Origin of the sequence: Luedemannella flava, from assembly GCF_039528515.1 — a bacterium.
Taxonomy (GTDB): Bacteria; Actinomycetota; Actinomycetes; order Mycobacteriales; family Micromonosporaceae; genus Luedemannella; species Luedemannella flava.
In genome coordinates, this window is record NZ_BAAALT010000003.1 from 190,971 (window position 1) to 217,663 (window position 26,693).

Below are 26,693 nucleotides of genomic sequence, written 5' to 3' on the forward strand. Positions count from 1 at the left end.
GCGGACATGTCAGGCGTGACGGTCGGGGTGGTGGGCGAGGAGGTAGCCGGCGAACGCCGGGTCGCGCTCGTGCCCGACGGCGCGCGGCGGCTACGCGCCGCCGGCGTCGCCGTCATCGTGCAGTCGGGCGCGGGCGTGGGTGGCTGGTTCCCCGACGACGCGTACGCGGCCGCCGGCGCCGTGATCGCGACGCGGGCGGACGTCCTGCGGGCCGCGGACGTGGTGGTGTGCGTGCGGGCTCCGGCGGACGCGGCAGCGGCCATGCGGGAAAGGCAGATTCTGGTCGGCCTGCTGCAGCCGGCGCGCGACGCCGGGGCGGTCGAGTCCTGGGCGCGGGCCGGGGTGACCGCGATCAGCCTCGACCGGCTGCCGCGCACGCTCAGCCGGGCCCAGACGATGGACGCGCTGACCTCACAGGCGAGCGTCGCCGGCTACCGGGCCGTGCTGGTCGCCGCGGCCGCGTACGGCGGGTTCTTTCCGCTGTTGACGACCGCCGCGGGCACCGTCCGGCCGGCGTCCGTGCTGGTCCTCGGCACGGGCGTGGCCGGTCTGCAGGCCATCGGCACGGCCCGGCGGCTCGGCGCGGTCGTCTCGGCGTACGACGTGCGGCCGCAGGCGCGGGCGGAGGCGGCGTCGCTGGGCGCCCGGTTCGTCGACCTGCCGGGCGGGCCGGGCGGCGCGGGCGAGGGCGGGTACGCGCGGGCGCTGACGGCGGAGGAGACCCGGGCGCAGCAGGCGGCGCTGGCGGAGCACATCGCCCGCGCCGACGTGGTGATCACCACGGCGCAGGTGCCCGGCGGGCGGCCGCCGTTGGTCGTCACNGGCGGCAACGTGGCCGGCTCGTCCCCGGACGCCACCGTGGTCACCGACGGCGGCGTGACCCTCATCGGCGCCGCCGACCTGCCGTCCACGATGGCCCCGGCCGCGTCGACGGCATACTCCCGCAACATCGTCGCGGTGCTGGAGCACCTGGTGGTCGACGGCGAACTCGCCATCGACCTCACCGACGAGATCACCTCGGCCATGGTCGTCACCCACGCCGGCGCGGCGCGGCTCCCCAATGGAGGAACCCGATGAGCCCGGACCTGCTCACGGCGGTCACCATCTTCACCCTGAGCCTGCTGGTGGGGGTGGAGGTGATCAGCAAGGTCCCGGCGACCCTGCACACCCCGCTGATGTCGGGCGCCAACGCGATCCACGGGGTCGTGCTGGTGGGCGCCCTGTACGTGGCCGCGTCCGCCCACGACGCCGTCGGCTACGTCGTCGCGTTCCTGGCCGTGGCGTTCGGGGCGGCCAACGTGGTCGGCGGGTACGTCGTCACCGACCGCATGCTCGGCATGTTCCGCTCGCGTCGGGCCCCGGAGGGCTGAGGCATGGACACCCTGGTCGGCTACGTCATGCTCGCCGCCGCGGCCTGCTTCGTGCTGGGTCTGCACCTGATGAACCATCCGGCCACCGCGCGCGCCGGCAACCTGCTCTCCGCGGGCGCGATGGGCGCGGCCGTCCTCGGCGCGGGTGTCGTCATCGTGCGCGACGCGACCATCACGGCGACCGGCTGGCTCGTCCTGGTCGCCGGCGCCGCCACGGGTTCGGCGGCGGGGTTCTACGCCGCCCGGTCGGTGCGGATGACGGCCATGCCCCAACTGGTCAGCCTGTTCAACGCCGTCGGCGGCGGCGCCGCGGCCCTGCTCGCGGTCAGCGACCTCATCGGACCCGGCGAGGCGCTCACGGTCAGGGTGGGCGTGCCGGCCGCCGTCGACATCGCGATCGGCGCGGTGACCTTCACCGGCTCGCTGCTCGCGGCCGCGAAGCTGCAGGGAATGGTCTCCGGCGCCCCGGTGGTGTTCGCGGGCAGCCGCGTCGTCAACGCCGCGCTCGGCGTGACCATGCTGGGCGCCGGCGCCTGGCTGGCCGTCGCGCCCGACAGCGCCGTCGCGCTCGCGCTGCTGGCGGCCGCCGCGCTCGCCTTCGGCGTGACCATGGTCCTGCCGATCGGCGGCGCCGACATGCCGGTGGTCATCTCGCTCCTCAACGCCTTCACCGGCACGGCCGTCGCGATGGCCGGGTTCGTGCTCGGCGAGACCGTCCTCATCATCGCGGGCGCGCTCGTCGGCGCCTCCGGCGGCATCCTCACCAAGCTGATGGCCGACGCGATGAACCGGTCGATCCCGAACATCATCGTCGGCGGCTTCGGCACGGGCGCGGACGCGCCGACCGCCGGCGCCGCGGGCGGTCCGGTGCGCGCGGTCACCGCCGACGACGTCGCGATCCAGCTCGCCTACGCCGCCAAGGTCGTCGTCGTGCCCGGGTACGGGCTGGCGGCCGCCCAGGCGCAGCATGAGATGGCCGCGCTCGCGGACGTGCTGACCGCGCACGGCGTCGAGGTCACCTACGCCGTCCATCCCGTGGCCGGCCGGATGCCCGGGCACATGAACGTGCTGCTCGCGGAGGCCAACGTGCCGTACGAGCAACTGCTGGACATGGACGAGGCCAACCCCGAGTTCACGCGCGCCGACGTGGCGCTCGTCGTCGGCGCCAACGACGTGACGAACCCGGCCGCCCGCCGCCCCGGCAACGCCATCTCCGGCATGCCGATCCTCAACGTGGACCACGCGCGGACCGTCGTGGTGATCAAACGCTCGATGGGCCACGGGTACGCCGGACTGGACAACGAGCTCTACACCCGACCGGCGACCGGAATGTACTTCGCCGACGCCAAGAAGGGCCTGGCCGCGCTGGCCGCGGCGGTGCGCACCTTCGTGAGCTGACCACCCGCGCAGAGGAGGACATCATGGTCATCGACACGATGCAGGACCGGCTCGCCGCGCATCCGTTCCTCGCGGGACTGCCGGTCGAGTGGCTGGAGCCCATGTCGCACCACGCGTGCCGGTCAGCCCGGCACGCCGGCGACCGGCTCTTCCACGAGGGCACCCCGGCCCGTCGCTTCTGGCTGCTCGTCGAGGGCCGGGTCGCGCTGGACACCACCGTGCGCGGCCGGGGCGAGGTCGTGGTGGACACGCTGGGCCCTGGTGCGGTGCTCGGTTGGTCCTGGCTCTTTGTGCCCCGCACCTGGCACTTCGGCGCGGTGGCCGTGGCGCCGACGCAGGCCATCGAGTTCGACGCGGCCGGCGTGCTGCGGCTGTGCGACCGCGACCCGGCGCTCGGGTACGAACTGAGCCGCCGGTTCCTCGCCGTGATGCTGGATCGGCTGCAGGCCACTCGGTCGCGCCTGCCTGACGTGGTGCGTTAGTGGCCTGACCGCGCAGCAGGTGATCCGTCAGGTGGCACCCGCTCTGTGCTCATTGGGCAGTTAGGTGTGCGGCGGGACAGGAAAGCGTCATACACGCACCGCACCGTGGGCAAATATATTGAACAATCTGCATGTGACCTCGATCTATTTATCCTATTTGGACCGCACAGATCCATTCTCGATCTCCCATAACCGCTCGTCGCTGACGCTGTGCCGCTGGGCGAAACGGTGTGCCGCCGGCGCGGGAGACTCCTTGACGCATGGGCATGAGTCGATTAATTTGCGGCCAGGCAATTTAGATTTTACGAAACTTTCGAAGCCACGTCGGCGCGGCCGGCGTGGCTCGGCGCCTGGACAGAAGGGCTGAAATGGCGAATGAGCTGCCAAAGCCGCGGCGGCTGACGTGGCGAAGGGCCCTTCGACGGGACTGGCGGCTGTACTCGTTGGCGCTCCTGCCCCTGCTGTTTTTCGCCATCTTCCGATACGTACCGATGCTCGGGAACGTCATCGCCTTTCGGCGCTACACGCCCGGCGGGAGCCTGTTCGGCGAGCGCTGGGTGGGCCTGCGGTACGTGAAGCTGTTCCTGGGCGACCCCACGTTCTGGCACGTCTTCACGAACACGCTGCTGCTCGGCGTGCTGACCCTGCTCTTCCTGTTCCCGCTGCCGATCGTGCTGGCGCTCCTGCTCAACGAGGTGCGCAGCCGGTTCTTCAAGCGGTTCGTGCAGACCGTGTCGTACCTGCCGCACTTCCTGTCCATCGTGGTCGTGGCCGGTCTGATCTTCCAGATCCTGTCCATGGACGGCGTGGTGAACCAGGCGCTGCAGGCGGTCGGCCACGACCGGATCCCGTTCATGCAGCAGCCCGAATGGTTCCGCACCATCTATGTCTCCTCCGAGGTCTGGCAGACGGTCGGCTGGGGCACGATCCTCTACCTCGCCGCGCTCACCACGATCGACGACAACCTGTACGAGGCGGCGCGCATGGACGGCGCGAACCGCTGGCGCCAGACCTGGCACGTCACGCTGCCCGGCATCCGGCCCACGGCGGTCACCCTGCTGATCCTCAACATCGGCACGTTCATGGCGGTCGGCTTCGAGAAGATCCTGCTGCTGTACAACCCGCTGACCTACCCCACGGCGGACGTCATCTCGACGTACCTGTACCGGGTCGGTGTGGTCTCCGGGTCGTTCAGCTACGCCGCCGCCATCGGCCTGTTCGAGTCGATCATCGGGTTGATCCTCGTGCTCAGCGCGAACACGATCTCCCGCCGCACGGTGGGAGCGAGCCTGTGGTGAAGATCAGGCAGAGCCGGGGGGCCCGGGTCTTCAACGTCGTCAACACGGTGATCCTGCTCGGCGTGGTGGTCGTGACGCTGTACCCCTTCGGCAACGTCCTCGCCCGCTCGTTCAGCGGCGAGCACTACATCCGGTCCGGGCAGGTGAACCTGCTGCCGAAGGGGTTCAACCTCACCACGTACAAGACGGTGATGTCGGACCCGGTGTTCTGGACCAACTACCGCAACACCCTTCTTTACACGGTCGTCGCCACCGCCATCGCGATGGTCCTGACCACCTGCTACGCGTACGTGCTGTCCAAGCACCACCTCAAGGGGCGCGGGCTGCTCGTCGGCGTCGCGCTGTTCACGATGTTCTTCAACGGCGGTCTGATCCCCAACTACGTGCTCGTCAGCGGGCTCGGGCTGCGCAACACCATCTGGGCCATCGTGCTGCCCAACGCGATCAACGTGTTCAACCTGCTGGTGATGAAGGCGTTCTTCGAGAGCCTGCCGGTCGACCTCGAGGAGGCCGCGGCCGTCGACGGGCTCAGCACGTACGGGATCTTCGGGCGGATCGTGCTGCCACTGTCGAAAGCCGTTATCGCCACGATGGTCCTGTTCTACGCCGTGACCTTCTGGAACTCGTGGTTCAGCGCGTTCCTCTACCTCGACCGGACCGACCTGTTCCCGGTCACGGTCTATCTGCGCAACCTGATCGCCGGCGCTACCGGCGGGTCCGACATCGGCACCGCCAGCGAGACCGCGCTGCAGATCGGGGCCAACATCCAGGCGGTGACGATCGTGCTCACCGTCCTGCCCATCATGCTCGTCTATCCCTTCATCCAGCGGTACTTCGTCCGGGGCGTGATGCTCGGCGCCGTCAAGGGATAGCGACACCCCTCAATCCACCGAAAGGGAGCCGTCATGTCCACACTCTCGAGGCGGCAGGTTCTGGCCGCCGCCGGGGTCGCGGGTGCCGCCGCGGTCGTCGGCGGCGCGCTCGCCGGCTGCGACAGCGAGGAGTCCGGGGGCAACCTCGACGACAAGCGCGCGGGCGCCATGGAGAAGTACGCGGTCGGTGACCAGTTCAAGGCCACCGAGCCGATCACCCTGCCGATCATGCTGCTGTCGAACGCGGCATATCCGTACAAGAAGGAGTGGCTTTTCTTCTCCGAGCTGACCAAGCGGACGAACGTCACCCTGGAGCCGACCGTCATCCCGGGCAGCGACTACAACCAGAAGCGGTCCGTGATGATCAGTGCCGGCGACGCGCCCGCGATCATCCCGAAGACGTACCACCCCGACGAGGAGCAGTACATCGCCGGCGGCGCCATCCTGCCCGTCAGCGACTACCTCGACTACATGCCGCACTTCAAGGACAAGATCGCCAAGTGGAACCTGAACGGCGACCTTGACCAGTGGCGTCAGGCCGACGGCAAGTTCTACCTGCTGCCGGGCGTGCACGAGGACGTGTGGATCGACTACTCGCTGGCCGTGCGCACCGACATCATGACCAAACTGGGCATCGCCACGCCGCAGACCTGGGACGACGTGGCCGCCATGCTGCGCACGATGAGGGCGGCGTATCCGGACAACTACCCGTTCTCCGACCGCTGGAGCACGCCGCCGAACCCCGGCGCGAACAACCTGCTCAGCATCACGAGCCAGAACTACGGCACCTGGGCCGGCTGGGCCTGGCTGCCGGCGCAGTGGGACCCGGCGACCAGCAAGTTCGCGTACACGGGCGCCACCGAGCAGTACAAGCAGGTGCTGACGTACCTCAACGGGCTGGTGAAGGAGAAGCTGCTCGACCCGGAGAGCTTCACCCAGACCGACGACAACGCGCGGCAGAAGTTCGCCAGCGGCAAGTCGTTCGTCATCAGCTGCAACGCGCAGACCCTGGTCAACGAGGCCCGCAAGGACATCGAGAAGCTCGCGGGCGCCACCGTCATCAAGATCCCGCAGCCGATGGGCCCGCTCGGCGCCGTCAAGCAGGGCACCCGCCTCGAGAACGGCATCATGATCTCCGCGAAGGCCAGGGACAGCAAGAACTTCGTGGCCATGCTGCAGTTCATCGACTGGCTGTGGTACTCCGACGAGGGCCAGATGTTCGCCAAGTGGGGCGTGCAGGGCACGACCTACACGGGCGGCTACGCCACCAACGACTTCAAGCTGAACCCGGAGATCACCTGGGCCGGCATCAACGCGGGCGCGCCCAAGAGCCTCCAGGTGGAGTACGGCTTCGCCAACGGCGTGTTCGCCTACGGCGGCAGCACCCAGCACCTCGAGTCGCAGTTCTCGCCCGAGGAGAAGGAGTTCCAGAAGGTCATGACGGCGCGGCGCACGCTGCCGCAGCCGCCCCCGCACCCGCTCAACGCCGACGAGCGTGAGCAGGCCTCCCTGTGGGAGACGGGCCTCAAGGACCACGTGAACCAGCAGACGCTCAAGTTCATCCTGGGCCAACGGCCGCTCACCGACTGGGACGCCTACGTCGCCGAGCTCAAGGGCAAGAACATGGAGCAGTACGTGAACCTGGTCAACGGCGCCTACGAGCGCTACAAGAAGGAACACGGCTAAGTTGATCATCGTCCCCGACGGCCCGACCGGCCGGCTGTCCGACGCATGGCGGTTCTGCGTCGGCACCGGCCGGTTCGAGCTCGCCCTGCGTCGCGACTACCAGGACTCGCTCGCGCTCGTCCAGTCCGACATCGGCTTCCGGTACATCCGTGGGCACGGGCTGCTCTGCGACGGCGTCCGGTACTCGTTCACGTACGTCGACCAGGTGATCGACGCATACCGGAAGCTGGGTGCCGTCGTCGACGAGACGCCGCCGTGGCACGAGGACGCGCGGCTGCTGGGGCACGGGCATGAGTAACATCGCGGGCGTGCGCGAGTTCGGGGAGGGGCCGCTGTCGCGGGCGGCCGCGACGGTCTACACCATGCTCGTCGTCGAGATCCTGCTGCTGGTCACCGCGGCGCCCGGGCTGGTCGTGCTGGTCCTGCTCGACCGGGACGTGAGCAACCTGCCGCTCGTCGCGGCGTGCGCGCTGCCGCTGGGCCCGGCCCTGTCCGCCGCCGTCTACGCCCTGCACCACCGGCGGGCGGACGTGGCCGACCTGCGGCCGGCGGCGGCGTTCTGGCGCGGGTACCGGCTCAATGCCGTGGGCGTGCTCAAGGTCTGGGTCCCGGCGCTCGTCTGGCTCGCGATCGTGGCCGTGGGGCTGGCCAACTTCAGGGCCACCGGGCTGCCCGGGTGGTGGGCCGTGCTGCTGGCGCTCGTCGGGGCCGGGGCGTCGCTGTGGACCACGAACGCGCTGGTCATCACGTCGCTGTTCGCGTTCCGGGGACGGGATGTGGCGCGGCTCGCCGGGCACTTTCTGACCCGCACGCCCGGCGTCACGCTCGCGAACGCCTGCCTTCTCATCGTGGCCGGCGGCGTCGTGTGGGTCTCGTCGGAGGCCGTCGCGGCCCTGCTGGGCTCGGTGTTCGTGGCGATGCTGCTGCGCAACAGCCGGCCCCTGTTCGACGCGGTCCGACGGGAGTTCACGGCATGAGCGAGCGTCGCGAGCGAATCATCGGCGCAGGTTTCCTTCATGCCGTCGCCTCGCGAAGCGAGGTGGCGGCATGAAGGTGCTTTTCGGGGGCGATTACAACCCGGAGCAGTGGCCCGAGACGGTGTGGGACGAGGACTACAAGCTGTTCGACCTGGCCGGGATCGACACGGTCACGGTCGGGGTGTTCGCGTGGGCGTCGACGCAGCCCGGGCCGGACGTCTACGACTTCGCCGTGCTGGATCGCGTCGTGGAGCGGGCCGCCGCCGAGGGGCGGGCGGTCTGCCTGGCCACCGGGACCGGCGCGCTGCCGCCGTGGCTCGCCCGCGCCCATCCCGAGGTCAACCGCACCGACTTCGAGGGCCGCCGGCACCGGTACGGGCAGCGGCACAACGCCTGCCCCAGCTCGCCGGTGTTCCGGCGGCTGTCGGCCGAACTGGCCCGCCGGGTCGGGCAGCGCTACGCCGCGCACCCGTCGGTCGTGGCGTGGCACGTCGGCAACGAGTACGGCGGGGCGTGCTACTGCGACCTGTGCGCCGAGGCGTTCCGCGACTGGCTGCGCGCCCGCTACGGGAGCCTCGACGCGCTCAACGAGGCCTGGTACACGACGTTCTGGTCGCACACGTTCACCGACTGGGCGCAGATCGAGCCGCCGTCGGCGCTGACCGAGCACTGGCGCGGCCCCGACCACACCGCGTTCCCCACGATGACGCTGGACTACCTGCGGTTCACCTCCGACGCGCTGCTCGCCAACTTCATCGACGAGAAGGCGGCGATCAGGGAGTCCAGCCCGGACATCCCGGTGACCACGAACTTCATGGGGCTGTACCGGCCGATCGACTACCACCGGTGGGCGCCGCACCTGGACTTCGCGTCGTGGGACAACTACCCGCCCGACGACCGGTCCCACGCCCGGATGGCGCTCGCCCACGACCTCATGCGCGGCCTCAAGGACGGCGCGCCGTTCTGGCTCATGGAGCAGACGCCGAGCTTCACCGCCTGCCGCGACGTCAACCCGCTCAAGCGCCCCGGGATCATGCGGCTGTGGAGCTGGCAGGCCGTCGCGCACGGCGCCGACGCCGTGCTGTTCTTCCAGCTGCGAGCCTCGCGCGGGGCGTGCGAGAAGTACCACGGCGCGGTCATCGGGCACGCGGGCCGGTCGGACACGAGGGTGTTCACCGAGGTCGCCGCGCTGGGCGCGGAACTGTCGCGGCTCGGCGACGCGACCCTGGGAGCCCGCACGCCGGCAGGCGTGGCGCTGCTGTTCGACTGGGACAGCTGGTGGGCGCTGGAGATCACCGACGGTCCGTCGCGGCTGGTTCGCTACCTCGACGTGGTGCTCGCCTACTACCGGGCGCTGTGGGACGCGGGCGTCGACGTGGACGTGCTGCCCGTGGCCGCCGACCTGTCGTCGTACGACGTGGTCGTCGCCCCTGCGCTGTACATGGTCAAGGGTGACCTGGCGGCGCGGCTGGAGCAGGTGGCCGACCGGGGCGGGTCCGTGCTGACCACGTTCCTGTCCGGGCGCGCCGACGAGAACAACAACGCCTTCGGCACGGACGTGCCCGGGCCGCTCGGCCCGCTCCTGGGCGTGCGGGTCGACGAGTGGGACGCCCGGGGGGCCGACGTGGTCAACCCGGTCACCCTCGGCGGCGCGACGGTCGCCTCGAGGCTGCTGTTCGAGCTGGTGGTCCCGCAGGGCGCCGAGGTCGTCGGCACGTACGGGGCCGACTTCTACGCCGGCACGCCGGCCGTGACCCGCAACGCGTTCGGCGCCGGCCACGGCTGGTACGTCGGCGCCGGGCTCGACCAGGCCGGTGTGTCCTGGGTCGTGGAACGGGTGCTCGACGGGCACGACCTGCGCGGCCCGTACCCGCACGTGCCCGACCTGGAGACGACCACGCGCGTCGCCGCGGACGGCACCCGGCTGCGGTTCCTGCTCAACCACGGCGCCGACGCCGTCGACATCGTCGCCCGCGCCGGCGGCGCCGACCTGCTCACCGGCGGTCGCGTTGAGGCGGGCGACCCGATCGGGCTCCCGCCCGGTGGGGTGCTGGTGCTCCGTGAAGACTGACCCCGCGTGGCTGCCGGACCAGGCGTTCCGGGCGATCGGCACCCGGCGCGTCGTGGTGTGCGGCGGCGACGGCCCGGTTGTGCGCACCGTGGTCGATGAGGTCACGCGCGCCTGCGCACGCTACGGTGGTCGGGTCTGGCACGGGACGGCCGGCAGTCCGGACGCGGACGGCGCCGATCTCCTGCTCGTACTCACTGATCTTGATTGTCTGCCTGGGGAGGCAGCGGCCGTTCGTGCGGAGATCGCGCCCGGGCAGCCGCTAGGTAAGGAAGGGTATGCCCTCGCCCGGCCCGCCGGCGCCACGGTCGTGGTGGCCGACGGGCCGGCGGGGCTGCTCTACGGGCTGTTCCACGTCGCGCGGCTCGGCGAGGCGGCGTTCGACGGCTGGCGCCCGCTGGAGGTCCACCGGCCCGCGTCGGCGCGGCGGATGCTGGACCACTGGGACAACATCGACGTCCATCCGGTGATGGGGCAGGTGGAGCGCGGCTACGCGGGTGGGTCGATCTTCTGGCGCGCCGGCGAGCCACGCGACCTTCATCGGGTACGGGAGTACGGCCGGCTGCTGGCCGCCATCGGGGTGAACGCGGTCGCGGTCAACAACGTCAACGTGCACGCGACCGAGGCACGGCTGCTCACCGACCGGCTCGGCGACGTCGCTGCCATCGCCGATGTACTGCGGCCCTTCGGGATCCGCACGCACCTGTCGGTGAGCTTCGCGTCGCCGATGGTCCTCGGCGGTCTGCCAACGGCTGATCCGCTGGATCCTCGTGTCCGCGAGTGGTGGTCCTCGGCGGTCGCGGACGTCTACGCGACCATCCCCGACTTCGGCGGGTTCGTGGTGAAGGCCGACTCGGAGGGGCAGCCCGGTCCCTTCGGGTACGGGCGCACCCACGCCGACGGGGCGAACGCGCTGGCCGCGGCGCTGTCCGACCATGGCGGCGTCGTGCACTGGCGGGCGTTCGTCTACAACCACCGCCAGGACTGGCGGGACCGGACCACCGACCGCGCGCGGGCGGCCTACGACCACTTCGCGCCGCTCGACGGCCAGTTCGCGGACAACGTGATCCTGCAGGTCAAGTACGGTCCGATCGACTTCCAGACCCGCGAGCCCGTCTCGCCCGTCATCGCCGCGATGCCGTCGACCTCGGTGGCGGTGGAGCTGCAGGTCACGCAGGAGTACACCGGCCAGCAGCGGCACGTGTGCTATCTCGGGCCGCTGTGGGCCTCGATCCTGCGGTTCCGGCCATGGGGGCCGGACGGGCGGGCGGTCGCGTCCGTGGCGGGCGACGGCGGCGGGCTGGTCGCCGTGTCCAACGTGGGCGACGACCCGTTCTGGACCGGACACCCGCTCGCCCAGGCCAACCTGTACGCCTTCGGCCGGCTGGCGTGGGACCCGTTCCTCGACCCGCTGGACGTCCTGGACGAGTGGATCTCACTGACCTTCGCGCCGTGCCCGTCCGTGCTGCGGTCGGCGCTGCACGAGATCATGGACTCGTCATGGCAGGTCTACGAGTCCTACACGGCCCCGCTGGGCGTGGGATTCATGGTGAACCCGGGATCCCATTACGGCCCCGGTGTCGACGGGTACGAGTACACGCCGTGGGGGACCTACCACTTCGCCGACCGGGACGGGGTGGGTGTGGACCGCACCCGTGCCTCGGGGACGGGATACACGGGCCAGTACCCGGCGCCGTGGCGCGACGTCTACGAGTCGGTGGCGTCCTGCCCCGACGAGCTGCTCCTCTTCTTCCACCACGTGCCGTACTCGCACGTCCTGCGTAGCGGGCTGCCGCTCATCCAGCACATCTACGACACGCACTTCGACGGCGTCACCAAGGTCGTGGAGATGCGCCGGCGCTGGGCCGAGATCGCCGACTTCGTGAACGCCGCCCGGCACGCGCGGGTCGCGCAACTCCTGGACGAGCAGGTGCGCTGCGCCCAGGAGTGGCGCGACCAGATCAATGCGTACTTCTTCCGCAAGTCCGGGATCCCCGACGCCCGGGGGCGGCACATCCACTAGGTCTCGCTGGTGGACGACCGGCATCTCAGCAGTTGGTGCGGAACTCCACGCCCACGCACGAGTTGACTCCGGCGTCGCCGTCCCCGCTGTCGTAGCCGTCGCCGCCCTGGATCACGTCGTTCCCACTGCCGCCGCCGTTGAAGGCGTCGCCGTGGATCTCATCGCCCTGCGGTCCGCCACTGATGAAGTCGCTGTCCTCCCCGCCGTAGATCACGTCGGCACCGTTGCCGCCGTAGATCTCGTCCTCGCCGCCGAGGCCGTCGACGAAGTCGTCGTCTCCCCGCGCGCAGATGGCGTCGTTGAAAGCACTGCCGACGATGGTGTCCGCCTGGCTGCTGCCGATCACGAACACCGGGCCCGGCTCATTGGCACCGTTGTAGAGAGGGCCGAGAACGGTCAGGTCCCGTACGGCGTACCCGGCAGGAACGTTCCCGCCTGAGTACGGACCGCAGTTGTCCGGAACGACCGCGAAGGCCGGCGATGGGCTCACGGCGATGAGGCCGGCCGTTGCCAGCGCGCAGGTTGCCGCGATAGCGCCGAGTCTGGTCGACGTTCGTGTCATGGTGCTGCCCTCCTCGTGTGGATACCCGAGGATCGGCCGCGCGGGTGTTCACTCTCCAGGTCACATTGCTGCCAGTCACTGTCCAAACGCCGCGGGTGGGCGGACCATGAAATCGCGCTGGTGCCGGACGAACGGGAGGTGACGGCATGTCCACGCGCCTCGGCGACCTGCTGGACAACGCCAGGCGGGAGCGGTTCGTGGGGCGCCGTCGTGAGGTGGCCAGCTTCGACGACGCCCTCGACAAGCGATCGCCGCAGCGACTGCTGTTCGTGCACGGCGAAGGAGGCATCGGCAAGACCACCCTGCTGCTGGAGTTGCGTGCGCGTGCCCTCGCGGCCGGCCGGCCGGTCATCCACGTCGACGGTCGCGATATCGACCCGTCGCCCCAGGGGATGGCCACTGCTCTCGGCCTTCGCCCGGGCGACGACACGGTCGCGTCGCTGCCCGCCGGCGCCGTCCTGCTCGTGGACGGCTATGAGCAGATGGCCCCGGTCGACGTCTGGCTGCGCGACGTGTTCGTCCCCGGTCTGAGCGCCGACAACGTCGTCGTCCTGGCCGGCCGGGATCCGCCCGCCGCCCCCTGGCGTACCGACCCGGGATGGCGGCACCTCGTGGCGGTCCACCGCCTCGATCCTTTGGTCCCGGCCGAGAGCTTCGAACTCCTCGCCCACGCCGGCGTCGACCCGTCCGTCCGGCCGCATCTTTTGCGACTCGGGCGCGGCCATCCCCTGACCATGGCCCTGCTCGCCGACCTTGCCGAAACCGGCGAGGTACCTGACACGCTGGCCGACGTACCCGACCTGGTCTCGGCGTTGCTGGCGTCGTTCCTGCGCGACACGCCGGGCGAGGCCCATCTGATCGGTCTCGCGACCTGCGCCCTCGCGTGGTTGACGACCGAGGACCTGCTTCGACAGGTGGTCGGCGCCGACGCTGCCGTGGTGTGGCAGTGGCTGGCACGGCAGCCGTTCGTCACGGCCGGCCCGCGTGGGCTGTTCATCCACGACCTGGCCCGCGATGTGCTGGACGCCGAGTTCGAACGCCGCTCGCCCGAGCGGTATGCCGCCTATCGGCGGATCGTTCAGGCCCACGCACTGGCCGGCCTGCGAGCCGCCACCGGCGTTGACCGGCAGCCCTATGCCCAACAGCTGAACTTCCTGCACCGAAAAGGCCCGCTGGCGGCCGCGATCTCCGTGCTTCGCGCCCAGGGCTCCGCCGCGGTGGTGCCGGCCCGTCCCGACGAACACGACCAGATCTGCGCGATCATCGAGAAGTTCGAGGGGCCGACGAGCGCCCGGTTCGCCCGTGCCTGGCTCAGCGAACAACCCGAGCGGCTCAGCGTTGTCCGGACCGGCGATGACGTCGCCGGCTTCGCCCACCACCTGCGGTGCCCGACCGGTTCGCCGCTGGAGGAGCGGGACCCGGTCGTGCGCGCCGTGCTCGACCACGTCGCGCGGGAGGGGCCGGTCCGTCCCGGGGAACACGTCGACATCACCCGGTTCCTCGCCGGGGCGCGGGAACATCAACGTGACCTCTACGCGGTGCTGGTCGCGAGCGTGTCGAGCATCATCGAATGGTCGACCAGCCCACTCGCCTGGTCGTTCGCCACCACCGTCGACATCGGGTACTGGGAGCCCTTCTTCGAGTACCTCGCCTTCACCCGGCTGACCGAGGCGGACGTCGACGGCCTGCAGCATGTCGTCTACGGCATCGACTGGCGACGCGTGCCGGTCGAGGACTGGCTCGACCTGATGCGCGAACGCGGGCACTCCGGCGACACCGGACCGCCGCCCGCGGCCATCATGCGCCCGCCCGCGCTCGACCGGGCCCGCTTCGCCGTCGCGATCCGTACGGCGCTGCAGACCCTGCACCGACCCGATCACCTCGCCGCCAACCCGCTCATGGGTTCCGCGCTCGCGGCGACCGCTACCGGACCCGACGTCGCCCAACTCCGGGCCACGATCGAAAACGCCGTGACGTGCCTCGGCGACGAGCCGAAAGGCGACCAGCTCCGCGCTGTCCTGCACCGCACCTATCTACGTGCGGCCCCCACCCAGGAAGCCGCGGCCGAGGTCCTCGGCCTGCCGATGAGCACCTACCGCCGCTATCTCGCCAGGGCGGTCGATCACCTCACCGAGCTGCTATGGACCGTGGAGATCGGTGAGGTGCGCCGAGCGCAGTTCGATGTTCGAGCGTGAGCGGTAGCACGCCGACAGGTCACCACTGCTGTCAGCGACTTCGAGACGGGCCCACGGGCTGGAGTGGCGTCGTCCATCCCCGACGCCCGGGGTCGGCGGATCTTCTGGAAAGCCAGCGGGGCCAGGTCGAGCTCATCGATCGGGGGTCCGATCAGCCTGGGACAGCTCGGAATCGGACGCCAGGTCGTCCCAGGGCCGTCAGGCCATACCCGCCGGTCGTCGTGCGGACCAGAACGCCGGCGGTCACCAGGTGGCCCATCAGGCGCTCCAACGCGTCCGGGTCCGCGTCCGTCACGGCGGCCGCGGTCGCGGCCGGGACGGAGCCGGCCGCGATGTGGTCGGCCAACCGCAACGTCGCCGCGACGCGGATGGCCATCGGCGTCACCAGGTCGGCAGCCGCCCACAGACGGGGCGAGAACGTCCGCATGGCTCTTGGCCGGAGGATTCGCAGATCACGGGGTACAACGCGGCGGATCCGAGTAGCGTTCTCATATGTCCAATCGCAGGCATCTCACCCCGCCGTCGGACGTCCTGCACCACGCGGCGAGGGCCGCCGAGGAGGAGCCCTTGTCGGCCGGGCCGGGTGCTCCACAGGCCCGCCCGCACCAGGCGTCCGCCCGTGAAACCGCCCATGAGCAGGCGATGGCGGACCGGGCCCGGTCGAGCCGGTCGGCCACCATGGTCAACCAGTCGGACTCGATGCGCCTGAAGAAGGGCAACTCCGGCCGGCATCACTAGTCGTTGACGCGGACGGACTCGATCCAGGAGGGCGGCGGCGGCGGATCCCCGCCGATGAGGCCGGCGATCACCCGCGTGCCGACGGGCTCGTCGGGCCAGGGGGTGAAGCCGTCGGTGAGGACCACGATCACGTCCGGGCGCTGCGGCTGCGCCAGCGCGGCCGTGATCCCCTCGCGCATGTCGGTGCCCCCGCCGCCGGAGAACTCCAGTTCCTCGGCGCGGGAGACGTGCTGCACCACGTGCACGGCCGCGTCGCAGGACAGGACGGTGACCCGGTTGCCGCGGATGCCGATGTCGCGCAGCACGCCGGCGACCTCCGCCATCGCCTCGGCGAGGTCGTCGTCCGACATCGAACCGGAGGTGTCCACCACGATCGTCACGCACGGCACGGGGCGGCGCAGGCTGGGCAGCACGACGGTGGCCTGGCTGGCCGAGCGCCGCGACGGCCGCCGGTACGTGTAGTCGACCGCGCCGCCCGCCCAGGCGACCGCCTGCCGGACGTTGCCGGCCAGCACCTGGCGCCAGTCGACGGTGGGTTCGAGGACCTCGTCGGCCCAGCGGCGCCAGCCGTTCGGCACCGAGCCGCGGGTGCGCTGGTGGGACCGGATCGCGTCGGCCGTGATCCGGCGGATCGCGTCCGCCTCGGTGGGGGACACCGACGTCGCCGCGCCGTCCGGCCCCAGGTCCCACGGCTCCACGCCGCCGTAGACGCCGGAGCCGCAGCGCGGGCATGGCGGCTGCGCAGGGATGTCCGGCAGGTACTGCTCGAACAGCAGCCCATTGGGCAGCCCGAACGTCGCCGGCCGGATGTGGTCGCGCGGTAGCGCCAACCCGTCGGCGACCAGGTCGTCGTTGATCTCGCAGTCCTGGGCGAGGTTGACCCGGGCACGGTCGCCCTGCAACTGCGCGGGCAGCCGCTCGGCCCGCCCGTGATGGTCGCGCAGCAGGTGCGACACCTCGTGGATCCACACCCCGGCCAGCTCGTTCACCGGCGTGCCGTCGACGAAGCCGGCGTTCACGTAGCACCGCCACAGCCGGTCCACCGCCATGGTCGGCACGATCTCGGAGGGCACGACGGCGAGCGTGTACAGCGCCGACGCCAGGTACGGCCGGTCGCTGGCCGCCCGGTAGCGGGCCGCCAGCAGCTTCGTGCGGTCCAGCGCGCTCAGACCAGCGCCCCGGACAGCGCGAGGATGTTGACGAACGCGTCGAGCTGCGGCGGGGCCGGCCAGCGCGGGTCGCGCATGGCCGCGAGGTCGGCCGCGGCCCGGGCGGCGACGTCGGGCACGCCCGCGTCGACCGCTTTGGCCAGCACGACCCAGCCGGCCTCCCACCGCTGCTGGCTCGTGTTGGCCTGCACGGCCGCGACCACCGCGGTGAGGAACGCCAGCTGCCGGTCGCCGCGCTCGGGCAGCGCGAACGCCTCCGGCCGGGCGAGCACCCGGTCGGGGTCGGGCAGGTCGAGCTCCTCGGCGAACGTGAGCAGCTCGATGCCCGCGCCGTCGCCGATCGCGCCGACCAGCGCCGCGCCGAGCGGCTCCCGGTCGGCCCCGCAGGCGTCGGCGAAGGTCAGCAGCCGCAACGCCATCTCCCAGGTGCGCGGCGACGGCCAGGCGCGGCCCCGGGCCTGCGCGTCGGCGGGCATGTGGTGGGCCAGGCCCGGCCGCGCGGTGAGGAAGCCGGCGAGGATGCCCCGGGCGCGCGCGAGCGCCGCGTCCACCCGCTCCGGCTTGATCGTCGGCACGGTCACCGCCGGCCACGTCCCGGACAGGCCGCGCGCCACGACCCGCGGGTCGTGCGTCCAGTTCAGGTGCACGAAGCGGTTGGCCAGCGGCGGACTCAGGTGCCAGCCGTCGGCCGCGCTGGCCGGCGGGTTGGCCGCCGCCACGATGCGCACCTGCTCGGGCAGCGTCAGGCTGCCGACGCGCCGCTCCAGCACCACCCGCAGCAGCGCCGCCTGCACGGCCGGCGGCGCGGACGACAACTCGTCAAAAAAGAGCAGACCCTTGCCGATACGGGCGACGCGCACCGCCCAGTCCGGCGGCGCCATCGGCACGCCCTGGTTGGCCGGGTCCTCCCCGATGATCGGCAGCCCGGAGAAGTCGCTCGGCTCGTGGATGCTCGCGATCACGGTCTCCAGCGGCAGCGCCAGCGCGGCGGCGAGCTGTTCGAGCGTCGCGGACTTGCCGATGCCCGGCTCGCCCCACAGCAGGACGGGCAGGTTGGCTGCCACGGCCAGCGCCAACGCGTCGGCCTGACTGCTCGTGGCGGGCTCGGTGCGCGCGCCCCGGATGCGCCGCACCAACGTGTCGGCCAACATCAACTGATCTTCGCTGGTCATTGTTCTTTCCGGTCGTAAGCGGCGGTAACGGCGGCGCGAAGAAAGTCGAGGTCGTCCCGCTTGGAGTTATCGATCATGTAGCGGAGCGACTGGCGCCGGTACGTATCGCCGGCGGCCGGGTCGGCGCCGGCCGCGAGCATCGCCCGCATGACCTCCGCCGGAGAGTCGACCTGCACCTGGGTCATGAGCGGGGTGTACCGCTGCGTGCTCTGACGGTTCACGTCGACGCCCGCCGTGACCAGCCACGGCACGATCTCGGCGGCGTCCGGCGAGCGCAGCACGTGCAGCAGGTTGCCGCCGGTCCGGTCGATGGTGAGCGGATCGGCGCCGGCGGCGATGAGCGCGTGGAAGAGGCTCGCGGAGCCGCCGTCGTAGAGCACCCCGGCCAGCGGGGTGCGGCCGAACAGGTCGCGGGTGTTGATGTCGAGGCCGGCGGCGAGCAGCCGGTTGAGCAGCGTCACCCCGCCGATTTTGACCAGGTGGTGCAAGGGTCCGGCGTCCCAGCGGTCGCGCAGACCGCTCGGGTCCACGCCCATGTCGAGCACGCTGACGAACGTGTCGGTGTCGCCATGGGTGATCGCCGCGACCGCGTGCCAGCGCAGCTGCTTCAGCGGCCGGGGCAGCCGGGACCTGGTCGCCCCGTGCCAGGCGTCGACGGCGTTGACGCAGGCCGGTGCCTCGCCGCCGAGGGCGCGCAGGACGCGTTCGCGGCGTCCCTCCTCCTCGGTGTGCTCATGGGTGTACGGCCGCCCGTCGCGCCAGCCGACCTGGTGCCACTGTCTGCCGCAGCGCACCCGGACCGCCGACACGTCCAGAGCCGGCGCGGGCGGGTGGTAGCCGGGGTCCGGCTGGTCCGGGAACAGCGCGGCCCGAACCAGCGGGTGGACCTCGTCGCTGCTGATCCGTCCGGTGCGTAGCAGCTCCAGGTCGGCCGGTCGCTGCCACAGCGGCCGGTCCAGGCGGGGGACGTTCTCGACGTCGGCGGTGGACCAGTGGCGATGGGTCGCTATCAGCTGTCCGGGCGCGCCGAGGGACAGCAGCACGCGTTGCCCACCCCAGTCGTTGGTGCCCCGAACCATGACCATCGGCGGCCCGGACGGCCGCTCCAGCATCTGTCGGACCACGGGCACCAGCACCGGGACCATCGCGCTGAACGCCTCGGGAAAGGCCGCCTCGGGCGAACGTCGGGCGTACTCGTCGCTCGGCTGCAGGTCGGACGTGACGCCGGCGATCTCCCAGGCCTGCCCGATCCGGCCCTCGTCCTGCAGGTCGATGACCCGTTCCAGGAGCGCCACCGGGTCATCGGAGGCGGCGTCGGCGCGGTACGGGCGCCCGTCGCGGGCGAAGAACGGTGCCCGGTCACCCCCGAACCGGGGCAGCAGCAGGTGGGTGGCGTGGGCGTCCCACAGGTACCGCGATCCGGCCCAGTCCTCCAACGGCTGACGCGTCCGGGGGTCGCCGACATGCAGCTGCGGGACCTGGGGACGCTCGTCGGCCACCGGGTTGCGCACGTACAGCGCGAGACTGTCGCAGTACCAGGCCAGCGCGACCCGCCAGCGGGGCAACAGCAGGCCCGAGCCGCCCGCGGCGTGCCGCGGCAGGTGCCACCGCACCAGGTCGGGCGCGAGGCGGCGCAGGTCGTCGGTGAGCCGCGCCGCGATCTCGTTGCCGTGCCGGTCGGCGACGTCCGCTAGGTCGATATGGACGTCGAACCGGGCGGCCGCGCAGGCGCCCCGCCAGTCCCCGGCCTCGCGCCGCGCGGTCGCCCCGGCCACCATCCGCGCCGGCATGCCGTACCGGCGGGCAGCGAGCCAGCCGGTCGCGTTGGCGTTGACGAAGACGCTGCGAGCGGAGCGGCCCTCGGGTGGGCTCACGTGCGCGCGGCCCGGGGGTCAGTCATCGTCGTCGTCCGCGTACTCGGGCTCCGCCACCCCGGCCGCCTTCGCCGCGGCCACCAGGAAGTCGAGGTCGTCCCGGTCGTACTGGTCGATCATCTCGAGAATGGTCTGTTCGGTGTACTCGTCGGAGCAGTTGGGGTCCGCGCCCGCGTCGAGGGTGGCCCGCAGCGTGGCGGCCGGCGCGGAGGTCAGCACCTGGGCCAGGAGCGGCGGGCGCCCGTACTCGTCGGTGTCGGTGAGGCTGACGCCCGCCTCGACCAGCCACGGCACGATACGGTCGGCCTCGGTCGAGCGGAGCAGGTGCAGCGTCGAGTCGCTGGCGATGTCGACGGCGAGGGGGTCGGCACCCGCGTCCAGCATGGCGCGGGCCAGGTCGGCGGACGCGCCGTCGAAGAGGGCGGCGGCGAGCGGGGTGCGCTCCTTCCCGTCGCGGCCGTTGATGTCCATGCCGGCGGCGAGCAGCCGCTTGAGCAGCGCCTCCTGGTCGCCGTGCAGCTTCGCGAGCTTGTGCAACGGCCCCCGGTTCCACCGGTCGCGCACGCCGACCGGGTCGACGCCCACGTCCAGCAGGTGGGTGAACTCGTCGGCGTTGCCGTGCGCCAGCGCCGTCAGGGCGTGGCTGCGCAGTTCGCGCAGGGCCCGGGGCAGCCGGGCCGTGGTCGACCCCTGCCAGGTCTCGGCGACGGTGAAGCAGCCGGGCACCTCGCCGCCGAGGGCGCGCATGACGCGCTCGCGCTGCGCCTCCTCCTCGGTGTGGTCGTGGGTGTACGTGCGCCCGTCGCGCCAGCCGACCTTGTGCCACTGCCCGCGGCAGCGCACCGGCACCGCCGTCGCGGCGACGGACGGCACGCGCGGCTGGTAGCCCGGGTCGGCCTCGTCCGGGAACAGCGCCGCACGCACCAGGGGGTGCAGCTCGGCGGTCGTGATCCGGTCGGTGCGCAGCAGTTCGACGTCGGGGAACCGCTGCCAGTGCACCCGGTGCAGCTCGAGCATGTCGCGGGTGTTCCGGTCCGCCCGCGACGCCCGCAGTTCGCCGTCGTCCAGGCGCAGCAGCACGGGCGACGTCCAGCCGAAGGACGGCCGCAGCAGGATCCCGTCCGGTGCGTCCGGCCCGTTCAGCAGCCGTCGGGCGACGGGAACGAGCGCCGGGACCATCGCCCCGAACCCTTCCGGGAACTGGTCATCGGCGCCCGGGTCGCCCCACCGCCGCTTGGCCTCCGGGAAGGTCGCCGGCACCCCGGCGACGGCCCACGCCTGCTCGACCTCGCCCGCGTCCTGCAGGGTCAGGACCCGTTCCATCAGCGCGACCGGGTCGTTGTCCACGCCATCCGCGGCCCGGGGCCGACCGTCGCGGTCGAAGAACGGCGTCCGGTCGCCGCCGCCGACCCGGTGCAGCAACAGGTGGGTCTCGCGCGCATCCCACAGGTAACGGCCCTGGATCCAGTCGTCCTGGCGCCCCCGGGCGAGGGGGAGCGGCGCGAGGCGCAGCTCCGGCCGCTGCGGGCGCTCGATGTGGGCGGGCGTGACGACGTACAGCGTGACGTCGCCGTAGGCGGCGAGCCGGATCTTCCGATCGGGCGTGAGCAGGCCCATGCCGTCCCGGCCCCGGCGTGGCAGATGCCACCGTACGAGATCGGGCACGAGATGGCGCAGGTCGTCCTCGACCCGGCCGGCCACCTCCGCGCCGAACCTGTTGGCCACGTCCGGCAGGTCGATGGCGACGTCGACGCCAGCGGCCGCGCAGGCGCCCCGCCAGTCGCCGGCGAGACGGCGCTCACCGGCCCCGGCCACCATCCGGGCGGGGACCGCGAACCGGCGGGCCGTCAGCCAGCTGGTGGCGTTGTGGTCGACGAACGCGCGCCGGGCCAGGGTCTTGTCCGTCATCGGTACACGCTCGCGATGGCCATGATGTCCTCGGGGGCCGGGGTGGCAGGACGTAGGGCGACGGCGGCGACCCGCTTGAGCCGGCGCGGCACGCCGGTGCCGAGACCCAGCAGCTCGAGGTCGGTGCCCGCGTCGAGGGCGGCGACGAGCAGCCGGGCGCCGCGCCCGGTCACGCCGGTGTTGCGCAGGTCCAGGCGCCGCAGGCCGCTGCCCGGCAGGGCGGCGGCCAGCGCCGCCGCGACCTCGTCGCCGACCGTGTTGTCCTCGGCGGCGAGCGCGAGNGAGGCGGCAACGTGGCCGGCTCGTCCCCGGACGCCACCGTGGTCACCGACGGCGGCGTGACCCTCATCGGCGCCGCCGACCTGCCGTCCACGATGGCCCCGGCCGCGTCGACGGCATACTCCCGCAACATCGTCGCGGTGCTGGAGCACCTGGTGGTCGACGGCGAACTCGCCATCGACCTCACCGACGAGATCACCTCGGCCATGGTCGTCACCCACGCCGGCGCGGCGCGGCTCCCCAATGGAGGAACCCGATGAGCCCGGACCTGCTCACGGCGGTCACCATCTTCACCCTGAGCCTGCTGGTGGGGGTGGAGGTGATCAGCAAGGTCCCGGCGACCCTGCACACCCCGCTGATGTCGGGCGCCAACGCGATCCACGGGGTCGTGCTGGTGGGCGCCCTGTACGTGGCCGCGTCCGCCCACGACGCCGTCGGCTACGTCGTCGCGTTCCTGGCCGTGGCGTTCGGGGCGGCCAACGTGGTCGGCGGGTACGTCGTCACCGACCGCATGCTCGGCATGTTCCGCTCGCGTCGGGCCCCGGAGGGCTGAGGCATGGACACCCTGGTCGGCTACGTCATGCTCGCCGCCGCGGCCTGCTTCGTGCTGGGTCTGCACCTGATGAACCATCCGGCCACCGCGCGCGCCGGCAACCTGCTCTCCGCGGGCGCGATGGGCGCGGCCGTCCTCGGCGCGGGTGTCGTCATCGTGCGCGACGCGACCATCACGGCGACCGGCTGGCTCGTCCTGGTCGCCGGCGCCGCCACGGGTTCGGCGGCGGGGTTCTACGCCGCCCGGTCGGTGCGGATGACGGCCATGCCCCAACTGGTCAGCCTGTTCAACGCCGTCGGCGGCGGCGCCGCGGCCCTGCTCGCGGTCAGCGACCTCATCGGACCCGGCGAGGCGCTCACGGTCAGGGTGGGCGTGCCGGCCGCCGTCGACATCGCGATCGGCGCGGTGACCTTCACCGGCTCGCTGCTCGCGGCCGCGAAGCTGCAGGGAATGGTCTCCGGCGCCCCGGTGGTGTTCGCGGGCAGCCGCGTCGTCAACGCCGCGCTCGGCGTGACCATGCTGGGCGCCGGCGCCTGGCTGGCCGTCGCGCCCGACAGCGCCGTCGCGCTCGCGCTGCTGGCGGCCGCCGCGCTCGCCTTCGGCGTGACCATGGTCCTGCCGATCGGCGGCGCCGACATGCCGGTGGTCATCTCGCTCCTCAACGCCTTCACCGGCACGGCCGTCGCGATGGCCGGGTTCGTGCTCGGCGAGACCGTCCTCATCATCGCGGGCGCGCTCGTCGGCGCCTCCGGCGGCATCCTCACCAAGCTGATGGCCGACGCGATGAACCGGTCGATCCCGAACATCATCGTCGGCGGCTTCGGCACGGGCGCGGACGCGCCGACCGCCGGCGCCGCGGGCGGTCCGGTGCGCGCGGTCACCGCCGACGACGTCGCGATCCAGCTCGCCTACGCCGCCAAGGTCGTCGTCGTGCCCGGGTACGGGCTGGCGGCCGCCCAGGCGCAGCATGAGATGGCCGCGCTCGCGGACGTGCTGACCGCGCACGGCGTCGAGGTCACCTACGCCGTCCATCCCGTGGCCGGCCGGATGCCCGGGCACATGAACGTGCTGCTCGCGGAGGCCAACGTGCCGTACGAGCAACTGCTGGACATGGACGAGGCCAACCCCGAGTTCACGCGCGCCGACGTGGCGCTCGTCGTCGGCGCCAACGACGTGACGAACCCGGCCGCCCGCCGCCCCGGCAACGCCATCTCCGGCATGCCGATCCTCAACGTGGACCACGCGCGGACCGTCGTGGTGATCAAACGCTCGATGGGCCACGGGTACGCCGGACTGGACAACGAGCTCTACACCCGACCGGCGACCGGAATGTACTTCGCCGACGCCAAGAAGGGCCTGGCCGCGCTGGCCGCGGCGGTGCGCACCTTCGTGAGCTGACCACCCGCGCAGAGGAGGACATCATGGTCATCGACACGATGCAGGACCGGCTCGCCGCGCATCCGTTCCTCGCGGGACTGCCGGTCGAGTGGCTGGAGCCCATGTCGCACCACGCGTGCCGGTCAGCCCGGCACGCCGGCGACCGGCTCTTCCACGAGGGCACCCCGGCCCGTCGCTTCTGGCTGCTCGTCGAGGGCCGGGTCGCGCTGGACACCACCGTGCGCGGCCGGGGCGAGGTCGTGGTGGACACGCTGGGCCCTGGTGCGGTGCTCGGTTGGTCCTGGCTCTTTGTGCCCCGCACCTGGCACTTCGGCGCGGTGGCCGTGGCGCCGACGCAGGCCATCGAGTTCGACGCGGCCGGCGTGCTGCGGCTGTGCGACCGCGACCCGGCGCTCGGGTACGAACTGAGCCGCCGGTTCCTCGCCGTGATGCTGGATCGGCTGCAGGCCACTCGGTCGCGCCTGCCTGACGTGGTGCGTTAGTGGCCTGACCGCGCAGCAGGTGATCCGTCAGGTGGCACCCGCTCTGTGCTCATTGGGCAGTTAGGTGTGCGGCGGGACAGGAAAGCGTCATACACGCACCGCACCGTGGGCAAATATATTGAACAATCTGCATGTGACCTCGATCTATTTATCCTATTTGGACCGCACAGATCCATTCTCGATCTCCCATAACCGCTCGTCGCTGACGCTGTGCCGCTGGGCGAAACGGTGTGCCGCCGGCGCGGGAGACTCCTTGACGCATGGGCATGAGTCGATTAATTTGCGGCCAGGCAATTTAGATTTTACGAAACTTTCGAAGCCACGTCGGCGCGGCCGGCGTGGCTCGGCGCCTGGACAGAAGGGCTGAAATGGCGAATGAGCTGCCAAAGCCGCGGCGGCTGACGTGGCGAAGGGCCCTTCGACGGGACTGGCGGCTGTACTCGTTGGCGCTCCTGCCCCTGCTGTTTTTCGCCATCTTCCGATACGTACCGATGCTCGGGAACGTCATCGCCTTTCGGCGCTACACGCCCGGCGGGAGCCTGTTCGGCGAGCGCTGGGTGGGCCTGCGGTACGTGAAGCTGTTCCTGGGCGACCCCACGTTCTGGCACGTCTTCACGAACACGCTGCTGCTCGGCGTGCTGACCCTGCTCTTCCTGTTCCCGCTGCCGATCGTGCTGGCGCTCCTGCTCAACGAGGTGCGCAGCCGGTTCTTCAAGCGGTTCGTGCAGACCGTGTCGTACCTGCCGCACTTCCTGTCCATCGTGGTCGTGGCCGGTCTGATCTTCCAGATCCTGTCCATGGACGGCGTGGTGAACCAGGCGCTGCAGGCGGTCGGCCACGACCGGATCCCGTTCATGCAGCAGCCCGAATGGTTCCGCACCATCTATGTCTCCTCCGAGGTCTGGCAGACGGTCGGCTGGGGCACGATCCTCTACCTCGCCGCGCTCACCACGATCGACGACAACCTGTACGAGGCGGCGCGCATGGACGGCGCGAACCGCTGGCGCCAGACCTGGCACGTCACGCTGCCCGGCATCCGGCCCACGGCGGTCACCCTGCTGATCCTCAACATCGGCACGTTCATGGCGGTCGGCTTCGAGAAGATCCTGCTGCTGTACAACCCGCTGACCTACCCCACGGCGGACGTCATCTCGACGTACCTGTACCGGGTCGGTGTGGTCTCCGGGTCGTTCAGCTACGCCGCCGCCATCGGCCTGTTCGAGTCGATCATCGGGTTGATCCTCGTGCTCAGCGCGAACACGATCTCCCGCCGCACGGTGGGAGCGAGCCTGTGGTGAAGATCAGGCAGAGCCGGGGGGCCCGGGTCTTCAACGTCGTCAACACGGTGATCCTGCTCGGCGTGGTGGTCGTGACGCTGTACCCCTTCGGCAACGTCCTCGCCCGCTCGTTCAGCGGCGAGCACTACATCCGGTCCGGGCAGGTGAACCTGCTGCCGAAGGGGTTCAACCTCACCACGTACAAGACGGTGATGTCGGACCCGGTGTTCTGGACCAACTACCGCAACACCCTTCTTTACACGGTCGTCGCCACCGCCATCGCGATGGTCCTGACCACCTGCTACGCGTACGTGCTGTCCAAGCACCACCTCAAGGGGCGCGGGCTGCTCGTCGGCGTCGCGCTGTTCACGATGTTCTTCAACGGCGGTCTGATCCCCAACTACGTGCTCGTCAGCGGGCTCGGGCTGCGCAACACCATCTGGGCCATCGTGCTGCCCAACGCGATCAACGTGTTCAACCTGCTGGTGATGAAGGCGTTCTTCGAGAGCCTGCCGGTCGACCTCGAGGAGGCCGCGGCCGTCGACGGGCTCAGCACGTACGGGATCTTCGGGCGGATCGTGCTGCCACTGTCGAAAGCCGTTATCGCCACGATGGTCCTGTTCTACGCCGTGACCTTCTGGAACTCGTGGTTCAGCGCGTTCCTCTACCTCGACCGGACCGACCTGTTCCCGGTCACGGTCTATCTGCGCAACCTGATCGCCGGCGCTACCGGCGGGTCCGACATCGGCACCGCCAGCGAGACCGCGCTGCAGATCGGGGCCAACATCCAGGCGGTGACGATCGTGCTCACCGTCCTGCCCATCATGCTCGTCTATCCCTTCATCCAGCGGTACTTCGTCCGGGGCGTGATGCTCGGCGCCGTCAAGGGATAGCGACACCCCTCAATCCACC

Annotated in this window: 25 protein-coding genes and 1 pseudogene; 19 read left to right on the forward strand and 7 right to left on the reverse strand. The window is 71.2% G+C overall.

Annotation, left to right across the window (positions count from 1 at the left end):
- Nucleotides 1–6: 6 nt before the first annotated feature.
- The 11 genes from ABD211_RS01285 (at nt 7) to ABD211_RS01335 (ending at nt 12,174) form a co-directional block, all read left to right on the forward strand.
- A complete protein-coding gene (locus ABD211_RS01285; protein WP_344125275.1) occupies nt 7–1,077 on the forward strand; it encodes a Rossmann-fold NAD(P)-binding domain-containing protein in 1,071 nt (356 codons plus the stop codon).
- Nucleotides 1,074–1,370, forward strand: coding sequence for an NAD(P) transhydrogenase subunit alpha part 2 (locus tag ABD211_RS01290; protein WP_344125277.1), 297 nt, complete (start codon nt 1,074–1,076; stop codon nt 1,368–1,370). Before ABD211_RS01285 ends, ABD211_RS01290 begins: the two co-directional genes overlap by 4 nt.
- 3 nt (nt 1,371–1,373) lie before the next feature.
- A complete protein-coding gene (locus ABD211_RS01295) occupies nt 1,374–2,768 on the forward strand; it encodes an NAD(P)(+) transhydrogenase (Re/Si-specific) subunit beta (protein ID WP_344125279.1) in 1,395 nt (464 codons plus the stop codon).
- A 23-nt stretch (nt 2,769–2,791) separates the two neighbouring features.
- Nucleotides 2,792–3,250, forward strand: a complete 459-nt coding sequence (locus ABD211_RS01300) for a Crp/Fnr family transcriptional regulator (RefSeq protein ID WP_344125281.1) — start codon at nt 2,792–2,794, stop codon at nt 3,248–3,250.
- Nucleotides 3,251–3,741: 491 nt separating this feature from the next.
- Nucleotides 3,742–4,548, forward strand: a complete 807-nt coding sequence (locus ABD211_RS01305; RefSeq protein WP_344125283.1) for an ABC transporter permease — start codon at nt 3,742–3,744, stop codon at nt 4,546–4,548.
- A complete protein-coding gene (locus ABD211_RS01310; protein ID WP_344125285.1) occupies nt 4,542–5,420 on the forward strand; it encodes a carbohydrate ABC transporter permease in 879 nt (292 codons plus the stop codon). The genes ABD211_RS01305 and ABD211_RS01310 overlap by 7 nt, the downstream gene beginning before the upstream one ends.
- Nucleotides 5,421–5,453: 33 nt before the next feature.
- Nucleotides 5,454–7,106, forward strand: a complete 1,653-nt coding sequence (locus tag ABD211_RS01315) for an ABC transporter substrate-binding protein (protein WP_344125286.1) — start codon at nt 5,454–5,456, stop codon at nt 7,104–7,106.
- A gap of 1 nt (nt 7,107) precedes the next feature.
- Nucleotides 7,108–7,404 carry a GH39 family glycosyl hydrolase gene (locus ABD211_RS01320; protein ID WP_344125288.1) on the forward strand — a complete coding sequence of 99 codons (297 nt, stop codon included), beginning with the start codon at nt 7,108–7,110 and terminating at the stop codon, nt 7,402–7,404.
- Entirely contained in the window at nt 7,397–8,083 is a 687-nt protein-coding gene (locus tag ABD211_RS01325; protein ID WP_344125290.1) for a hypothetical protein, read from the forward strand. Before ABD211_RS01320 ends, ABD211_RS01325 begins: the two co-directional genes overlap by 8 nt.
- Nucleotides 8,084–8,153: 70 nt before the next feature.
- A complete protein-coding gene (locus ABD211_RS01330; RefSeq protein WP_344125292.1) occupies nt 8,154–10,154 on the forward strand; it encodes a beta-galactosidase in 2,001 nt (666 codons plus the stop codon).
- Nucleotides 10,144–12,174 (forward strand): alpha-glucuronidase, encoded by a 2,031-nt coding sequence (locus tag ABD211_RS01335; protein WP_344125294.1) that lies wholly within the window; start codon nt 10,144–10,146, stop codon nt 12,172–12,174. The genes ABD211_RS01330 and ABD211_RS01335 overlap by 11 nt, the downstream gene beginning before the upstream one ends.
- 25 nt (nt 12,175–12,199) lie before the next feature.
- Here ABD211_RS01335 and ABD211_RS01340 read toward each other — a convergent pair whose 3' ends face one another.
- Complete coding sequence (locus ABD211_RS01340) at nt 12,200–12,736, reverse strand: calcium-binding protein (RefSeq protein WP_344125297.1); 537 nt, start codon at nt 12,734–12,736, stop codon at nt 12,200–12,202.
- Between the two features lie 146 nt (nt 12,737–12,882).
- On the opposite strand from ABD211_RS01340, the gene ABD211_RS01345 reads away from it, so the two are divergent.
- Nucleotides 12,883–14,931: an AAA family ATPase gene (locus tag ABD211_RS01345; RefSeq protein WP_344125300.1), complete on the forward strand. Its 2,049-nt coding sequence runs from the start codon at nt 12,883–12,885 to the stop codon at nt 14,929–14,931.
- 151 nt (nt 14,932–15,082) lie between these two features.
- Here ABD211_RS01345 and ABD211_RS01350 read toward each other — a convergent pair whose 3' ends face one another.
- A complete protein-coding gene (locus ABD211_RS01350) occupies nt 15,083–15,358 on the reverse strand; it encodes a methyltransferase family protein (protein ID WP_344125302.1) in 276 nt (91 codons plus the stop codon).
- Nucleotides 15,359–15,423: 65 nt separating this feature from the next.
- On the opposite strand from ABD211_RS01350, the gene ABD211_RS01355 reads away from it, so the two are divergent.
- Complete coding sequence (locus ABD211_RS01355) at nt 15,424–15,669, forward strand: hypothetical protein (RefSeq protein ID WP_344125304.1); 246 nt, start codon at nt 15,424–15,426, stop codon at nt 15,667–15,669.
- Here ABD211_RS01355 and ABD211_RS01360 read toward each other — a convergent pair.
- The 5 genes from ABD211_RS01360 to ABD211_RS01380 are packed head-to-tail and all read right to left on the reverse strand — an operon-like array spanning nt 15,666 to nt 21,965.
- A complete protein-coding gene (locus ABD211_RS01360) occupies nt 15,666–16,838 on the reverse strand; it encodes a vWA domain-containing protein (RefSeq protein ID WP_344125391.1) in 1,173 nt (390 codons plus the stop codon). The genes ABD211_RS01355 and ABD211_RS01360 overlap by 4 nt on opposite strands.
- The gene (locus ABD211_RS01365; RefSeq protein ID WP_344125306.1) at nt 16,835–18,010 is read right to left on the reverse strand and encodes an AAA family ATPase; all 1,176 of its coding nucleotides are present in this window, start codon (nt 18,008–18,010) and stop codon (nt 16,835–16,837) included. Before ABD211_RS01365 ends, ABD211_RS01360 begins: the two co-directional genes overlap by 4 nt.
- Nucleotides 18,007–19,884, reverse strand: coding sequence for an ankyrin repeat domain-containing protein (locus tag ABD211_RS01370; RefSeq protein ID WP_344125308.1), 1,878 nt, complete (start codon nt 19,882–19,884; stop codon nt 18,007–18,009). Before ABD211_RS01370 ends, ABD211_RS01365 begins: the two co-directional genes overlap by 4 nt.
- An 18-nt stretch (nt 19,885–19,902) precedes the next feature.
- Complete coding sequence (locus ABD211_RS01375; protein ID WP_344125310.1) at nt 19,903–21,792, reverse strand: ankyrin repeat domain-containing protein; 1,890 nt, start codon at nt 21,790–21,792, stop codon at nt 19,903–19,905.
- Entirely contained in the window at nt 21,789–21,965 is a 177-nt protein-coding gene (locus ABD211_RS01380; RefSeq protein WP_344125312.1) for a hypothetical protein, read from the reverse strand. Before ABD211_RS01380 ends, ABD211_RS01375 begins: the two co-directional genes overlap by 4 nt.
- A 117-nt stretch (nt 21,966–22,082) precedes the next feature.
- Here ABD211_RS01380 and ABD211_RS01385 point away from each other — a divergent pair.
- The 6 genes and pseudogenes from ABD211_RS01385 to ABD211_RS01410 all read left to right on the forward strand — a co-directional run.
- A pseudogene (locus tag ABD211_RS01385) lies at nt 22,083–22,331 on the forward strand (hypothetical protein); the annotation flags it as partial.
- Entirely contained in the window at nt 22,328–22,624 is a 297-nt protein-coding gene (locus ABD211_RS01390; RefSeq protein WP_344125277.1) for an NAD(P) transhydrogenase subunit alpha part 2, read from the forward strand. The pseudogene ABD211_RS01385 and the gene ABD211_RS01390, both read left to right, overlap by 4 nt.
- Nucleotides 22,625–22,627: 3 nt before the next feature.
- Nucleotides 22,628–24,022, forward strand: a complete 1,395-nt coding sequence (locus tag ABD211_RS01395) for an NAD(P)(+) transhydrogenase (Re/Si-specific) subunit beta (protein ID WP_344125279.1) — start codon at nt 22,628–22,630, stop codon at nt 24,020–24,022.
- Nucleotides 24,023–24,045: 23 nt separating this feature from the next.
- Nucleotides 24,046–24,504 (forward strand): Crp/Fnr family transcriptional regulator, encoded by a 459-nt coding sequence (locus ABD211_RS01400; RefSeq protein ID WP_344125281.1) that lies wholly within the window; start codon nt 24,046–24,048, stop codon nt 24,502–24,504.
- 491 nt (nt 24,505–24,995) lie between these two features.
- Entirely contained in the window at nt 24,996–25,802 is an 807-nt protein-coding gene (locus tag ABD211_RS01405) for an ABC transporter permease (RefSeq protein WP_344125283.1), read from the forward strand.
- On the forward strand, nt 25,796–26,674 hold the full coding sequence (locus tag ABD211_RS01410; RefSeq protein WP_344125285.1) for a carbohydrate ABC transporter permease: 879 nt from the start codon (nt 25,796–25,798) through the stop codon (nt 26,672–26,674). Before ABD211_RS01405 ends, ABD211_RS01410 begins: the two co-directional genes overlap by 7 nt.
- The last annotated feature ends 19 nt before the right edge of the window (nt 26,675–26,693 follow it).